Source organism: Geodermatophilus africanus, assembly GCF_900107105.1.
Taxonomy (GTDB): domain Bacteria; phylum Actinomycetota; class Actinomycetes; order Mycobacteriales; family Geodermatophilaceae; genus Geodermatophilus; species Geodermatophilus africanus.
Genome location: NZ_FNOT01000008.1, coordinates 90,818 through 105,520, shown reverse-complemented (window position 1 = coordinate 105,520; position 14,703 = coordinate 90,818). Strand labels below are relative to the sequence as shown.

At 76.7% G+C, this 14,703-nt stretch carries 13 protein-coding genes and 1 riboswitch; of the genes, 3 read left to right on the top strand and 10 right to left on the bottom strand.

Annotated features, from left to right (window positions below):
* The first annotated feature begins 11 nt into the window (after window positions 1–11).
* Complete coding sequence (locus tag BLW63_RS15720; protein WP_244522603.1) at window positions 12–707, top strand: GAF and ANTAR domain-containing protein; 696 nt, start codon at window positions 12–14, stop codon at window positions 705–707.
* A gap of 6 nt (window positions 708–713) precedes the next feature.
* Here the strand turns inward: BLW63_RS15720 and BLW63_RS15715 are convergent, their stop codons facing one another.
* Window positions 714–1,661 (bottom strand): nucleoside hydrolase, encoded by a 948-nt coding sequence (locus tag BLW63_RS15715; protein WP_091158233.1) that lies wholly within the window; start codon window positions 1,659–1,661, stop codon window positions 714–716.
* Between the two features lie 14 nt (window positions 1,662–1,675).
* Complete coding sequence (locus tag BLW63_RS15710) at window positions 1,676–3,025, bottom strand: APC family permease (protein WP_091158230.1); 1,350 nt, start codon at window positions 3,023–3,025, stop codon at window positions 1,676–1,678.
* A gap of 315 nt (window positions 3,026–3,340) precedes the next feature.
* On the opposite strand from BLW63_RS15710, the gene BLW63_RS15705 reads away from it, so the two are divergent.
* Complete coding sequence (locus BLW63_RS15705) at window positions 3,341–4,036, top strand: hypothetical protein (protein ID WP_091158227.1); 696 nt, start codon at window positions 3,341–3,343, stop codon at window positions 4,034–4,036.
* A gap of 745 nt (window positions 4,037–4,781) precedes the next feature.
* A complete protein-coding gene (locus BLW63_RS15700) occupies window positions 4,782–6,839 on the top strand; it encodes a SpoIIE family protein phosphatase (protein WP_091158225.1) in 2,058 nt (685 codons plus the stop codon).
* Window positions 6,840–6,849: 10 nt separating this feature from the next.
* Here the strand turns inward: BLW63_RS15700 and BLW63_RS15695 are convergent, their stop codons facing one another.
* From BLW63_RS15695 to BLW63_RS15660, 8 genes are all read right to left on the bottom strand, one after another.
* Window positions 6,850–7,290: a hypothetical protein gene (locus tag BLW63_RS15695; protein ID WP_211517131.1), complete on the bottom strand. Its 441-nt coding sequence runs from the start codon at window positions 7,288–7,290 to the stop codon at window positions 6,850–6,852.
* Window positions 7,291–7,354: 64 nt separating this feature from the next.
* Entirely contained in the window at window positions 7,355–9,688 is a 2,334-nt protein-coding gene (locus BLW63_RS15690) for a glycoside hydrolase family 65 protein (protein WP_091158223.1), read from the bottom strand.
* Between the two features lie 186 nt (window positions 9,689–9,874).
* On the bottom strand, window positions 9,875–10,297 hold the full coding sequence (locus tag BLW63_RS15685) for an ATP-binding protein (RefSeq protein WP_091158221.1): 423 nt from the start codon (window positions 10,295–10,297) through the stop codon (window positions 9,875–9,877).
* Window positions 10,298–10,504: 207 nt separating this feature from the next.
* A complete protein-coding gene (locus tag BLW63_RS15680) occupies window positions 10,505–11,068 on the bottom strand; it encodes a thiamine phosphate synthase (RefSeq protein ID WP_091158219.1) in 564 nt (187 codons plus the stop codon).
* A 65-nt stretch (window positions 11,069–11,133) separates the two neighbouring features.
* Window positions 11,134–11,946 (bottom strand): thiazole synthase, encoded by an 813-nt coding sequence (locus BLW63_RS15675; RefSeq protein WP_091158214.1) that lies wholly within the window; start codon window positions 11,944–11,946, stop codon window positions 11,134–11,136.
* 2 nt (window positions 11,947–11,948) lie between these two features.
* Window positions 11,949–12,149, bottom strand: a complete 201-nt coding sequence (gene thiS, locus BLW63_RS15670) for a sulfur carrier protein ThiS (RefSeq protein ID WP_091158211.1) — start codon at window positions 12,147–12,149, stop codon at window positions 11,949–11,951.
* Window positions 12,150–12,154: 5 nt separating this feature from the next.
* Window positions 12,155–13,264: a glycine oxidase ThiO gene (gene thiO, locus BLW63_RS15665; RefSeq protein ID WP_091158208.1), complete on the bottom strand. Its 1,110-nt coding sequence runs from the start codon at window positions 13,262–13,264 to the stop codon at window positions 12,155–12,157.
* A complete protein-coding gene (locus BLW63_RS15660; RefSeq protein ID WP_091158206.1) occupies window positions 13,261–14,598 on the bottom strand; it encodes a purine-cytosine permease family protein in 1,338 nt (445 codons plus the stop codon). The genes thiO and BLW63_RS15660 overlap by 4 nt, the downstream gene beginning before the upstream one ends.
* Window positions 14,588–14,700: riboswitch (TPP riboswitch) on the bottom strand. Its footprint overlaps the gene before it by 11 nt.
* Window positions 14,701–14,703 lie beyond the last annotated feature (3 nt).

Below are 14,703 nucleotides of genomic sequence, written 5' to 3'. Positions count from 1 at the left end.
GACTGGCCCGCGTGCAGGAGCTCTGGCGTGACCTGAGCCAGGTGGTGCTGGCCGACCGGCGTCTCGACGACGTCCTCGGCGAGGTCACCGGCATCGCCGCCCGCGGCGTCCCCGGCGCGGAGTCCACCTCCATCACCCTCGTCCGCGGTGACCGGGCGTTCACCGCCGCGCACACCGGCGAGATGGCGCTGGCCGCCGACGAGCTGCAGTACGAGCGTGGCTACGGGCCGTGCATGGACGCCGGCAGGGCCGGTGTCGTGCTGCGGATCGACGACATGCGCACCGAGCAGCGCTGGCCGGACTACACCCCCCGCGTGCTCGAGGTGGGGGTCCGCAGCTCGCTGTCGATGCCGCTGCCCTACCAGGGCAGTGCGATCGGCGCGCTGAACATCTACTCCACCCGGCCGGCGGCCTTCTCCTCCCGGGAGTCGGAGGAGGCGGCGACGACGGTGGCCGAGGCCGTCGCGGTCCTGGTGGCCAACGCCGACGCGCAGGACCGGCTCGCCGAGCAGGCCCGCAACATGCGGCTGGCGATGGAGTCGCGCGCGGTGATCGAGCAGGCGAAGGGTGTGCTCATGGCGCAGCGGCGGCTGGACGCCGAGGCCGCGTTCGAGGTCCTGCGGGAGGCCTCGCAGCGCTACAACCGCAAGCTGCGCGACATCGCGTCCGGCATCGTGCAGTCCGCCAGCGAGGGAGGCCCGCGGTAGCGGGGGTCAGCCGACCGACCGGGCCAGCTGCGCGAGCCGGCTGACCAGGAACTCCACCGCCACGTCGCTGTCCACCGTCTCGGCCACCTCGACCGCGGTGGGCGAGTCCGCGACCGAGCGCCGGTCGACCAGCGTCTGTCCGCGGCCGGCGCCCAGGGTGGTGTCGACGACGACGTCCCGCCGCACGGTGCCCAGCGTGCCCGGCACGATCGCCTCGCTCAGGGCGAGCGCGTCGTGCAGCACCACCCCGGTCGTGCCGTAGCTGGTGCGGGCGTGGTCGACGTACTGCTGCAGGATCGCGGCCGCGGTCGCCCCGACCGGCCCGGCCGCGGCGAACCGGGCGATGCCCTCGACGTCGAGCACGGTGGGCAGCGTGACGTCGAGGCCGACCAGCACGGTGGGGACGCCCGAGCCCAGCACCCGCTGCGCGGCCTCCGGGTCGGCCCACACGTTGAACTCCGCAGCCGCGGTGACGTTGCCGCCGCGCGCGGCCGAGCCGCCCATGAGCACCAGCCGGCCGATCCGCTCGGCGGCCTCGGGGTAGGTGGCCAGCAGCAGCGCGACGTTTGTCCACGGGCCGATCGCGGCCACCGTCGCCGGCGCCTCCGCGGCCAGCAGCACCTCTGCCATCACGACCACCGCCGGGCGCGGGTCCAGCGCGGCCGGCGAGGGCGGCAGGTCCACGCCGCCCAGGCCGGTCTTGCCGTGCACGTGACCGGCTCGCTCGGGCTGCCGGTAGACCAGCGAGTCGCGGGCGCCGGCGGCCACCGGGACGTCGGCGCGCCCGGCCAGGTGCAGCACCCGCTGCGCGTTGTCGGTGGTCTGGGCCAGCTCGACGTTGCCGTGCACCGTGGTGACCAGCCGCAGGTCCACCTCCGGGCTGGCCAGCGCCAGCAGGATGGCCAGGGCGTCGTCGATGCCGGGGTCGGTGTCGATCACGAGGGGGGTCGCCACGGGGCCCGATCCTGTCAGTCGCGCCGGGCGGCCCCGGGCGCGCTCGGACGGCCTCCGGCCAGGCGGGTGAGCAGGTACAGCACGACCCCGCCGGCGAGCAGCAGGCCGGCCAGGCCCCACGCCCGCGCCTCCTGCTGCCACAGCAGCAGCAGGCAGGAGGCGATGCCCAGGACCGGCAGCACCGTCGGGGCGCGGAAGTGCCCGGTCCCGACCGGGTCGCGGCGCAGCACCAGGACGGCGGTGTTCGTGCTGAGGAAGACGAACAGCAGCAGGAGCACCACCGTGTTGGCCAGCGTGGAGAGGTCCCCGACCAGGGTCAGGGCCATCGCCACCAGCGTGGTGACGGCGATCGCCACCCCCGGCGTCCGGCGGTTGGGCAGCACGCGGCCGAGGACGGCGGGCAGCAGCCGCTGCTCGGCCATGCCGAACGCCATCCGGCTGGCCATGATCATCGTGAGCAGCGCGCCGTTGGCCACCGCGACGAGCGCCACCGCGCTGAACAGCCAGTCGGGCACCCCGGCATCCGCGGCCCGCACCACCTCGAGCAGCGGCCCGCTGGAGGCGGCGAGCTCCTCCGGCGGCAGCACCACCGATGCCGCCAGGCCGACCAGCACGTACACCACGCCGGCGGCCAGCAGCGCGCCGAACAGCGCCCGCGGGTAGACCCGGCGCACGTCGCGCACCTCCTCGGCGAGGTTGGCCGAGGTCTCGAAGCCGACGAAGGAGTAGTAGGCCAGCAGCGCGGCGGCCAGCACGGCCGAGGCGGGCGCGACGCCGGGCGGGAACTCCACGGTGCGGCCCAGGTCGCCGTCTCCGCGGCCGAGCACCAGCGCACCCAGGACGACGACGAGCACCAGCCCCGACACCTCGACCAGCGTCATCACCAGGTTGGCGCGCAGCGACTCCCGGATGCCGCGGGCGTTGAGCAGCGCGACGAGCAGCAGGAACACCAGCGCGGCCGGCGTGGCGGGCACGTCCAGGAAGACGCCCAGGTAGTCGCCGGCGAAGGCGAGCGCGAGGCCCGCCGCGCTGGTGACCCCGGCGGCCAGCATGCAGAAGCCCACGAGGAAGGCGACGAGCGGCTGCCGGAACGCCCGCTCGGCGTACACCGCCGAGCCGCCGGCGCGCGGGTACTTGGTGGCCAGCTCGGCGTAGGAGGTCGCGGTGAGCAGCGCCAACAGCAGCGCCACGAGCAGCGGCACCCAGATCGCCCCGCCGACCTCGGCGGCCACCTGGCCGGCCAGCGCGTAGACGCCGGCGCCGAGGACGTCGCCGAGGATGAAGAGGAACAGGAGCGGCCCGGTGACGGCCCGGCGCAGCCGGGTGTCGGTCCGGTCTGCCGGGGGTGCGGCCTGGTCTGTCACCGGTCGAGTCTGGGCAGGGCCGCACGGCCTGGCAACCGGAGCGGACCGGATGGTCCGGAACCCGACACGCCGTGCGCGTCGTGCCGTGCCCCGAGGTCACCGATGCCCTGGCCAGCGCATTCCACGCTCGGCGGGGGTGGTCGTGTCGACAAGCGGGCGCCCGGGAGGAGGGGTCACCGGCCGCCGCGGCGGGCCGCCGCAACGGTTCGGTCACGCGCGTTCCGGGAGGTGTCGCAGGAGGCCGTCGTGAGGCGCCGCCGTCCCTACCGTTCTCCCTGTCCGCAGCGACCGCGGCACCGACCTGAGGAGGACGTCATGGCGAACGACCGGGCAGTGGCTCCGCGTCCGTCCCGCGTGACCGACGACCTGACCCTCAGCGGCCTGCTCGACGTCCTGGACCGGGCCGAGCCGCAGCCCGTCCGCAGCGGTTCCCGGTCCGGCCGCGCGGCGCTGCACCGCACCGGTGCGGCGCGCCGTCCGGCCGCCGTCCGGCCCGTCCCCGTCCCGGCCGCGCGCCCCCGGCCGCTGGTCCCGGCGCCGGCCGCCCCGGCCGCCACGCCGGCCGCCCCGGCCTGGACCGCGCCGGCCCCTGCCCCGGCGGTCCGCCACGGCCTGCGGGCCCGGATGCGCGGACTGGTCCGTCGCCTCGCGCTCTGGGGCGCCGGCCCCGACGGCGCCCACCTCGCGTGGGGGCGCCCGGCCGCGCCGGCCCCCCGCCGCGACGGCCCGGTGGTGCTCACCGAGCTGCCGAACACCCCCACGGTCCAGCCCGCGGCGCCTTCCCCCGCCGCGGCGCTACCCCCGGTCCGGGTCCCCCGGCCGGCTGCCCGCCCCCGCGTCCCGGTGGTCGCCCCGCTCGCCCGGCAGGTGCCGGCACCGCGGCCTGCCCCCGCACCGAGGACCGCGCAGGGAGGCCGCCCGCCGGGAGCCGCCCGGGCCTCCGCCCCGGCCCGGAGCCGGGGCGACCCGCGCCCGCCTCCGGCCCGTGGGCAGCCACCACCCTGCTGGTGAAGGAGCCGTCCTCCTCACCGTTCGCAGGCTCACGGTGAGCCTCTGGACCGGCCGCTCCCCGAAACGGACGCCGTCCCCCGCACCGCCCCCCGGCACCGGCCGCCGCCCCTCCGACGGCCGCAGCCCGGTGGTCTCCGCTCCTCCCGACCGACCCGCAACTGCTCCTGGCTGTCCCCTCCGACGGTGCTCCTCCCGTCGCCCCAGACGTCGCTGCTCCACCGGTACCCGCCTCGACCCCCCGCCGACTGCGCCCCCGAGCGCAGCGCGCGGACCCTCCAGGGAGGCGGCGACCGCAGCGCGGCACGGCTGGCCGGCGACGCGGTCCGTCCAGCGGGACGACAGGTCCGCGCCGGTACCCGTTCCCCGGGTCTCTGACCGGCACCGACCTGGCCCGGCGGCGCTGCGGGCGGGCGCCCGGCCGCTGCCGGCCCGGGAGTCGACCGCAGGAGACGACCCGCAGCCAGGAGCCGGTGCGCCGCAGGACGACCCCGCACGGGAGCGCGACCGTGCCGCGGACGGTGACACCGTCCACCCCGCCGACGGCGGGCGCCCCTCCGGCCCGGGGCGCCCGCCGTCGGCGTCCGGCGCTCCCGGCACGGGCCGGTCCTGCTCGTCACATCCGGCACGACGGCTGGCCCCGGAGGCCTCCGGCGTGAGAGAAAGGGTGATCGCGCGCCCCGGTGCACCGGCCGGGCAACGTGGACGCAGCACCGACGTCCGTGCCCGAACCCTGCCGAGGATGTGAGTGAGCCTGGAGCAGTCGCCGACCGAGACCGGGGACGCCGACCCGGAGGCCCTGGCCACCCGGCTGCGCTTCGGCCTGGCGATCGACGCCGCGGGCATCGGCAGCTTCGACTGGGACCTGGTCACGGGCCGGCTGGAGTGGGACGACCGGCTCTTGGAGATCTTCGGCTACGACCGGGCCAGCTGGCCCGGCACGATCGAGGCCTTCGCCGAGCGGCTCCACCCCGACGACGCCACCCGCACCCTCGAGGCGCTGCAGCACGCCATCGACACCCAGGGCGAGTACGACGCCGAGTTCCGGGTCGTCCTGCCCACCCGCGAGACCCGCTGGGTGCAGGGCCGGGGCCGGGCGCTGGCCGACGAGGCCGGCCGGTCCGTGCGCCTGCTGGGTGCCGGGTACGACACCACCGAGCACCGCCGGGCCGACGCCCGGGTGGCGCGGGTGCTCGAGTCGATGAACGCCGCCTTCTTCGCCCTCGACCGGGACTGGCGCTTCACCTACGTGAACGGCGAGGCCGAGCGGGTGCTGCAGCGCCCGCGCGGCGACCTGCTCGGCGGTGACATCTGGGCGCTGTTCCCCGCCGCCCTGGGCAGCGACTTCGAGGTGCACTACCGCGGGGCCGCGGCCACCGGGCGCGAGCGGGTCTTCGAGGCCTACTACCCGGCGCCGCTGGACGCCTGGTACGAGGTGCGGGCCTGGCCGGTGCCCGACGGGCTGTCGGTCTACTTCCTCGACGTCACCGAGCGCCGGGCCGCCGAGGAGCGGGCCCGCGCCGGCGCCGCCCGGCTCGCCCTCATCGCCGAGGTCGGCGCGGTCACCGGCGAGACCCTGAGCTCCGGCGGGGGGGAGGGCGCCGCGCTGCAGCGGCTGGCCGAGGCCGTCGTCCCCGTGCTGGGGGACTGGGTCATCGTCAGCCTCGCCGGCCCCGACGGCCGGCTGCGCGACGTCGGCAGTTGGCACACCGACCCCGGGCAGCGGGCGACCGTCGCCCGCTACGCCGAGCTGCGCCTGGCCGCCCTGCCGCCAGACGCCCCGGTGCTCCGGGCCCTGGCCTCGGGCCGGACGCTGACCGTCGCCGACGTCGGCGGCACCGTCGGGCGCGCCCTCCCGCCGGGTGAGGTGAGCGACGTGTTCTGGACCCTCGACCCGCGCACCGGCGTGACGCTGCCGCTGGTCGCCCGCGGGCGCACGCTGGGCGCGCTGAGCCTCTACCGCTCGGCCGGCCGGCCGGCCCCCGACGACGACGACGTCGCCACCGCCCAGGAGGTCGCCGCGCGGATCGCGCTGGCCGTGGACAACGCCCGCCTCTACGAGCAGCAGCGGCGGCTGGCCGAGGGGCTGCAGCGCAGCCTGCTCAGCGCCCCGCCGGCACCCGACGCCGCCGGGATCGTCGTCCGCTACCGGCCGGCCATGGAGGTCGCCCAGGTCGGCGGCGACTGGTACGACGCCTTCGTCCAGCCCTCGGGGCCGACGGTGCTGGTGATCGGTGACGTCGTCGGCCACGACACGGAGGCCGCCGCGGCCATGGGCCAGCTGCGCGGGCTGCTGCGCGGCATCGCCTACCGCGACGGCGTGGGTCCGGCGCAGGTGCTCAGCGACCTGGACGCCGCCATGGAGGGCCTCGGCATGCGCACGATGGCGACCGCGGCGGTGGCGCAGGTCGAGCAGACCCCTGAGCAGCGGGACGCCGGGCTGACCACGCTGCGCTGGTCGAACGCCGGGCACCCACCGCCGCTGGTGCTGCACACCGACGGCCGGGTGGAGGCGCTCGCCGCCGAGCGGCCGGACCTCATGCTCGGCGTCGACCCGGCGGCACGACGGCACGAGCGCGTGCTGACCGTGCGCCGCGGGACGACCCTGCTGCTCTACACCGACGGGCTGGTGGAGGGCCGCGACCTGCCGCTGGACGAGGGCATCGGCCGGCTCGCGGCCGCGCTGGCCGACCTCGGCGACCAGCCGCTGGAGCGGCTCTGCGACGCGCTCATCGAGCGGCTGCGCCCCGAGGGCCTGCAGGACGACATCGCCCTCGTCGCCATCCGGCTGCGTCCCCAGGGCTGAGCGGATCGGCTCACGGCACCGCCGGGGGGTCGGTGACGAGCCGCTCCAGGGTCCGCAGGCCCATCGCGCTCATCGCCGGGTTGCTGTCGACGTAGTACCAGCCCGCGCCGAGGGCCTGCTGGAGGGCCCACGCCGCGCCGCGCGCCCACTCGAGGTCGCCGCTGCCCAGGTCGGCCCGCAGCGCGCCGCGGGGGCCCGCGTCGAGCAGGTGCCAGGCGGCGACGAGGTCGAGGGCCGCCTCGGACTCCAGCCGGGCCCGGACCACGTCGGCGTCGTCCGGTACCAGCGGGAACCGGGCGACCAGCCGGGGCCCCAGGCGGAACAGGGCGTTCACCGTGCCCCGGAGGGGCAGGGGCTCGACCGGCAGGTCCCGCCAGGCGGGGAACTGCCGGTCCACCAGCACGCGGACCTCGGCTGCGGTCAGGTCCACCTGCCCTGCGTGCATCACCACGGGTACAGCATCCGGTGCCGCTTCCCGGCGACGTCCCCGGGTCCGTCGCGCGTCGCCGACGCCCTCAGGTGCGCGGCTCGCGACCGGCCGGCTGGCTGGGCTCGTCGAGCAACGGGTCGGGGTCGCGGAGCGGCGCGTGCGCAGGGGTGGCGGCCGTGACCGACAGCCGGGCGCCGTCCACGACGACGGTCACCGGCTCCGCGCCGCGCACCAGCGTGACCGTGGTGCCCTCCCGCGTCGTCTCGACGCGGAGCAGGCTGCCGCGCCAGGTCACGTGGTAGGCGGTGCGGGAGAGCGAGGACGGCAGCAGCGGGGCGAGCTCGAGGTCCTCGTGGTCCTCCCGCAGCCCACCGAGGCCGGCGACGAACGCCAGCCACGTCCCGCCCACGGCGGCCAGGTGCAGGCCGTTCGGTGTGTCGCCCCGGACGTCGCGCAGGTCGACGAGGGCGGCCTCCCGCAGGTAGCGCAGAGCGAGGTCCGGGTGCTGCGCCTGGGCGCACACGACGGCCTGGACGGCGGCCGAGAGCGAGGAGTCCCGGACGGTGCGCGCCTCGTAGTAGGCGAGGTCACGCGCCACCTCCTCGGCCGTGAACTCGTCGCGGCACCACCACAGCGCCTGGACCAGGTCGGCCTGCTTGAGCACCTGCCGCCGGTAGAAGGTGGCGTAGTGCTGGTGCTCCTGGACCGGGTAGGAGTCCCGCTCGTCCTCGAACGGCAACTCCCGGTAGGTCGTGAAGTTCGCGTTCATCGGGTGCACCCGCAGGCCCTCGTCCCACGGGACGTGGACGGCGTCCGCCGCGGAGCGCCAGGCGGAGGTCTCGGCGTGGTCCACGCCCAGCTCCGACGCGCGCGCCGCCGAGCGCCGGCACGCCTCGGCGGCGCGCCGCAGGTGGGCCCGGGCCATCAGGTTGGTGAAGACGTTGTCGTCGACGACCCCGGTGTACTCGTCCGGACCCGTCATGCCGAACAGGTGCCAGCCGCCGGCGGCGTCCTCGTGCCCGATCGACATCCACAGCCGCGCCGTCTCGACGAGCACCGCGAGGCCCCCGAGGGTGTCGAGGTCCCTGCCGGTGACGTTCTGGTGGAGCCAGAAGGCGCGGGCGATGTCGGCGTTGACGTGCATCGCGGCCGTGCTCGCCGGCCAGTACGCGGAGACCTCGCGCCCGCTGATCGTGCGCCACGCGAAGCACGCGCCCGCCAGCCCGAGCGTCCCGGCCCGCTCCCGCGCGAGGTCGAGCGTGGCGGCGCGCCACCGCAGCAGCCGTGCCGCCGCGTCCGGGCGCAGCAGCGTGAGGGCGGGGACGACGAACCCCTCGACGTCCCAGAAGGTGTGGCCGCTGTACCCGATGCCGGTCAGCCCCTTCGCGCCGACAGCGGCACCCGAGATGCAGGCGGCGGAGGAGAACAGCTGGAAGACGGTGTAGCGCAGCGCCTGCTGCAGCTCGGGGTCGCCGTCGACCTCGACGTCCGCCGTCGCCCACAGCTCGTCGAGCGCGGCGCGCTGGCCGGCGAGCAGACCCTCCCACCCGAGGTCGAAGGCGGAGCTCACGGCCGCCGACGCCTCGGCGAGGACGGAGTCGGACCCGGTGTCGTGCGACCAGCTGTACCCGACGACCTTGACGACCGTGAGGCCCTCCCCGGGGCGCAGGTCGGCGGCGACCGTGGTGGTGACGTGCTGCTCGTCGACGTGCGTGCTCACCCGCCCGCCGTCGACCTCGTGCGCGCCCGCGGCCGCGACCGTGATGCCCGAGCGGCGCGTCCGTTCCACGAGGGCGCCACCGTTCGCGTTGCCGATCTGGGCGCGCGGCTCGAAGGCCTCGTGCAGGCACTCCGCGACGCGCGGGTCGTCGTTGTCCACGCCCGCGGGCGTGACCTCGCCGGCGGCCAGCTCGGACCGGACGACGACGTGCGCGGGCCGGTCCAGGACGCGGACCTCGTACCGCACCGCGCAGACCGACCGCTCGACCTGGGAGACCAGCCGCCGCGAGGACACCTCCACCGACGTGCCCGACGGCGTCCTCCAGCGCACGCGGCGGTCGAGCGTGCCGGCGCGCAGGTCCAGCGTGCGCTCGTGGACGTCCAGCTCGAACTCGCGCAGGTCGAGCGGGACCCCGTCGACCAGCAGGCGCAGCGGTGTGCCGTCGGCGACGGTGAGCATCGCCTGCCCCACCTCGGGCTGCCCGTAACCGCCCTCGGGATAGGACAGCGGGTGGGTCTCGTAGACCCCGGAGAGGTAGGTGCCGCGCATGGCGGAGGGCTCGACCTCGTCGAGCGTCCCCCGGGTCCCGACGTAGCCGTTGGAGAGACTGAAGAGCGACTCGGCGACGGGGATCGTCCCGGGGTCCACGTCCGGCTCGCGCACCAGCCACGGGTCGACGTCCAGGGTCGGGGCGGTCACGTACGGTCCTCGCTCGCGTCGTCCGGCAACGGGACGGACACCGAGGCCGGCGTCCCGTCCCCTGTCCTACCGGTCGGCACGACCGGGCGCGATCCGGAGGGTGCCGCAGCAGGTGGCATCTCTCGCCCGGCCCCTCTGCGGGTCCCGCCGCGAGCTAGCGAGGGGTGGGGGCAGAGGGGCCCTCCTTCAGGGCGCGAGCACGGCCCAGACGTACTTGGTCCCGCCGGTGACGTACCAGCCGTGGTCGGCGGCCAGCTCCGCGATGAGGTAGAGCCCGAGACCGCCCTCGCTGGGGTCGCGGCCGACGGCGGGGGTCGGCGGGGTGTCCGGTGCGCCGTCGCGGACCTCGACCAGCCAGGCGCCGGCGAGCGGTCGCACGGTGGCCCGCACCCGGCCGCCGCCGTGGCGCAGCGCGTTGGAGGCCATCTCGTCGAGCGCCAGGACCAGCCGGTCCCGCAGGTCGCCCTGCCGCGGGCCGGCGAGGTGGGCCCGCACCTGGGCCCGGACCAGGGGCAGCTCGGCGACGCTGTCGAGGTCCCAGGCGAAGCGGTCGGGAGCGGCGGGCGGCCGGGCGGACGGCCAGAGCTGCTTGGCCGTCTCGCCTGTCACGCCGTCGTCCCCTCACGTGCTCGTACCGCCCGGAGGCGCCCCTGGCCCTCGCCCGGCGGGCGCGACCGACCGATGGCTCGCGGGCGAGCCGAACACTTGCGTATGGGTCCCCGAGGACGGTCTCAAACATCGTGAGACAGGAGTCACAGCACGCACGGGCCGGCTCCATCCGCCGTGGGCACCGGCGTCCCAGCGGCGCTCTCCGGGTCAGGCCAGGGCCGCCAGGTAGTCCCGGGCGGCAGCCGGGTCACGCATGACCGGGCCCATCACCGCGACACCGGCCGCGCCGGCGGCGAGCAGGTCGGGCACGTGCTCCGGGAGCACGCCGCCGAGCGCGTGGGCGGGCGGGCCCGGGGGACGCAGCCGGGCGAACCCCTCGACGCCGAGGGCCGGGCCGTAGCCGGGTTTGGACGCGGTGGGGAAGACCGGCGACAGGAGGGCCCAGTCGCAGCCCTCCGCCCGGGCCCGCGCCAGCTCGGCGGCCGAGTGGCAGGAGCGGCCGACCAGCGCCGGGCGGGGGTCGGGGAACGGCTCGGCCGCGGCGAGGTGGACGGCGTCGGTCCCGGTCCCCGCCGTGACCAGCAGCCCGCCCACCGGGTGGAGCACCGCCCGGAGCTCGGCGGCGAGGGCGGCCCGCTCGTCGTCCGGGAGGTCCCGGTCGCGCAGCAGGACCGCGCGGGCCCCGGCGTCGACGGCCTCGGCCACCGCGTCGACCAGCGGACCGGCGGCCTGCGTCCGGTCGGTGACGACGAGCAGCCGCGGCAGGCTCACGTGTCCGCCTCGCCGGCGCTCGTCGGACGCGTGCGCCAGGCTGCTGTGCCCTCGTGCGAGCTCGCTCACAGGGCGGGCAGGCCCTCGAAGGACGTGGAGGCCTCGGCGTGCCAGCGGCGCGGGATGCGCCCGGCGAGCCTCGCCAGCCGGCCGCCCTCCACCGCCTGCCGCATGGCCAGCGCCATCCGCTCGGGGTCGCGGGCGCGGGTGACGGCGGAGGCGAGCAGCACGGCGTCGCAGCCGAGCTCCATCGCGAGGGCGGCGTCCGAGGCGGTGCCGATGCCGGCGTCGAGCACCACCGGGACGTCGACCCCCTCGCGCAGCAGCGCGATGTTGTGCGGGTTGCGGATGCCCAGCCCGCTGCCGATCGGCGAGCCCAGCGGCATGACCGCGGCGCACCCGGCGTCGGCCAGCCGGCGGCCGAGGATCGGGTCGTCGGTGGTGTAGGCGAGCACGGTGAACCCGTCGGCGACCAGCTGCTCGGCGGCGTCCAGCAGCTCCACGGCGTCGGGCAGCAGGGTGTGCTCGTCGCCGATGACCTCGAGCTTCACCCAGGAGGTGCCGAACGCCTCCCGGGCCAGCCGGGCGGTGAGCACGGCCTCGCGGGCGGTGCGGCAGCCCGCGGTGTTGGGCAGCAGCCGCACCCCGCAGCGGTCGAGCACCTTGAGCATCGACGCGCTGGTGGAGGCCTCCACCCGGCGCAGCGCCACCGTGACCAGCTGGGTACCCGAGGTCCGCACCGCCGCCTCGAGGGTCTCCAGGCTGGGCACGCCGCCGGTCCCGAGCAGCAGCCGGGAGGTGAACGTCTCGCGGGCGATCACGAACGGGTCGGTGGCCTCCTCGCGGGCGAGGGCGGGGGCGAGCTCGGACGTGGACATGGTCAGCCTCCTGCGGTCGGGGCGAGCACCTCGAGGGCGTCGCCGGGGGAGATGCGCGTCTCGGGCCAGCTGCTGCGCGGGACGACGTCCCCGTTGAGCGCCACCGCGACCCGGTCGTGCCCGCCGCTGCGGGCGGCGACCAGGTCGGCCACGGTGGTGCCCGCGGTCAGCTGGGTGTCCTCGCCGTTGACGGTGACCTGCACGACGGCTACCTCCCGAAGCGGTCGGCGGTGAAGGGGGCGGCGAGCTGGGGCAGCACGCCGGTGGCCAGCAGCTCGGCGGTGACCTCGGCGGTGACCGGGGTGAGCAGCACGCCGTTGCGGTGGTGCCCGGTGGCCAGCACCAGGCCCGGGAGCGGGCCGGGGCCGAGCAGCGGGGCGTTGTCAGGCGTGCCCGGACGCCACCGGGCCAGCGTCTCGACCAGCTCCAGCTCGCTGATCCCGGGGACGACGTCGATCGCGTCGTGGAGCAGGTCGTGCACCCCGCCGGCGGTGACGGTCGGGTCGAAGCCGCGGTCCTCCGTCGTGGCGCCGACGACCAGCCGGTCGCCGCCGTAGGGCACCAGGTAGACCTGCCGGCCGCGGACCAGCGCGCGCACCGTGCCCTCCAGCAGGCCGGCCGCCCCGGCCAGCCGCAGGATCTGGCCCTTGACCGGGCGCACCGGCAGCGGGGGCACCCCGGGCAGCCGCCCGCTGTGCGCGCCGAGCGCCAGGACGACGCTGCCGGCCGTGAGGGCACCGCCGTCCGCCGTCTCCAGGCCCACCGCCCGGCCGCCGACGACGCACAGCTCGGTGACCCGGTCGCGGACCAGGCGCACCCCGGCGGCCTGCGCAGCGACCAGCAGCGCGGCGTGCAGCGCGCGGCCGTCGACGGAGTGGTCGCCGGCCACGAGCAGCCCCCCGCGCACCCGCGGGGTCAGCGAGGGCTCGCGGCGGCGCGCCTCCCCCGGGGTGAGCCGCTCGGCGGCCAGGCCGAGCTCGGTCTGGAAGGCGTGCAGCGCGGTGAGCTCGCGGACGTCGTCCTCGTCGAAGCCGACGACGAGCGTGCCGGCGGTGCGCAGCCCGATGGACGTGCCGGAGGCCCGCTCGACGTCCGCGGCGAAGGACGGCCAGCGCTGCACCGACGCCAGGCCCAGGCGCAGCAGCGACTCCTCGCGGTAGCCGGCCTCGGTGACCGGGGCGAGCATCCCCGCCGCGGCGGCCGACGCGCCGGTGCCGGGGGAGTCGTCGACGACGGTGACCGAGAGCCCCCGGCGGGCCGCCTGCCAGGCCGTGGCCAGCCCGATGAGCCCCCCGCCGGCGACCGCGACGTCACTCACGACCGCCTCGCCCGCAGCATCGCCGGCAGGCGGACGAGCGCGGTGAGCAGCACCGCGACGCCCAGGCCCACCAGCGAAGCCGACCAGCCGTTCGCCGGGTCGATGCCGAGCTCGGCCTGCCGGGCGCCCCACCACGCCGTCCAGCCCGCACCCGGGCCGGAGAAGTACGTCGGCAGCGTGAGCTGGTAGGCCAGGAAGCCAGCCGCCCACGGCAGCAGGAACACCGGCCGGGCGGGGGCGGTGTCGGAGGTGTCCCACGCGCCGCGGGGAGTCGAGTGGTAGGCGACGACGAAGACGCCGACCAGCGGCACGAACACCGCGCCGATGAGGAAGAGGAACGGCTCGTAGGCGGCGATGTCGAAGGTCAGCGCGAGCAGCGTGGCGACCGCGCCGACGACGACGGCGAGCACCCGGCGGTCGGCCCGGGCGACGATGTTCTGCGCCGACACCGCGGTCGAGTAGACGTTGGCGAAGGCCTCGTCCAGCTCGACGGAGACCAGCACGAGCACGGCCAGGGCGCCCAGCGGGACGGCGAGCAGCGCGTCGATGACGTCGAACCCGGCGCTGCCGTAGGCGGCCAGGGCGACCACGCCCAGGGTGAACATCACGATGGTCGCCAGGCCGTAGCCGGCCGCCGCGCCGGTGAACGCGGCCCGGCCGCTGCGCACGTGCCGGGTGTAGTCGGCGACCAGCGGGAACCAGGAGACCGGCAGGGCGATGACGATGTCGGCCGCCGTCCAGAACGACATCGCCGCGCCCTCGGTGAGCGGCGGCAGCGGCTCGGCCAGCACGTTCACGAACAGGTAGACGAGTGCGGCCAGCGCCGCCCAGATCGCGTAGCGGGCGAGCACCCGGGCCACGCCGAGCGGGCGCAGCGCCATCGCGGTGGCCAGCACGCCCGCGGCCAGCACGAACGGCCAGCGCGGCGCGTCGAGCACCCGGGACGCCGCCTCGGCGATGATCACGATCTCGAAGGTCGCCCAGCCGATGCACTGCACCAGGTTGATCGCGGTGGGCAGGGCCGAGGCGTGCCGGCCGAGCAGCCCGCGCAGCAGCACCATCGTGGGCACCCGCTCGCGCGCGCCGGCCGCGGCACCCAGCCCGAGCAGGGTGGCCCCGACGACCGCGCCGACGACGATCGCGCCGAGCGTCGTCGACAGCGGCCGCCCGGGGAGGACGACGAAGACCGCGGCGACCGGCAGCAGCAGGCTGACGCCGAGGTTGGCCCACAGCCCGAAGGCGTCGCGCAGGCCGAGGACCGGGGCGGGGGCCTCGGTGAGGGTGAGCGGCGCATCGCCGGCAGGCGCGCCGGTACGGACGTCCGAGGTGCTCATGGCTGCTCCCTACGCCGGCATTACCCGGTCAGGTTCCAGCGGTCGGCGACGCGTCCAGCCGCCCTCTCAGCCCGGTTCGCCCGAGCTCCCGCACATGGCTGTGAC

Bases quoted from the DNA above. Each gene is read 5' to 3' on its own strand.
- BLW63_RS15675 (WP_091158214.1), bottom strand. From the start codon at position 11,946: ATGTCCACGTCCGAGCTCGCCCCCGCCCTCGCCCGCGAGGAGGCCACC.
- BLW63_RS15705 (WP_091158227.1), top strand. From the start codon at position 3,341: ATGGCGAACGACCGGGCAGTGGCTCCGCGTCCGTCCCGCGTGACCGAC.
- BLW63_RS15660 (WP_091158206.1), bottom strand. From the start codon at position 14,598: ATGAGCACCTCGGACGTCCGTACCGGCGCGCCTGCCGGCGATGCGCCG.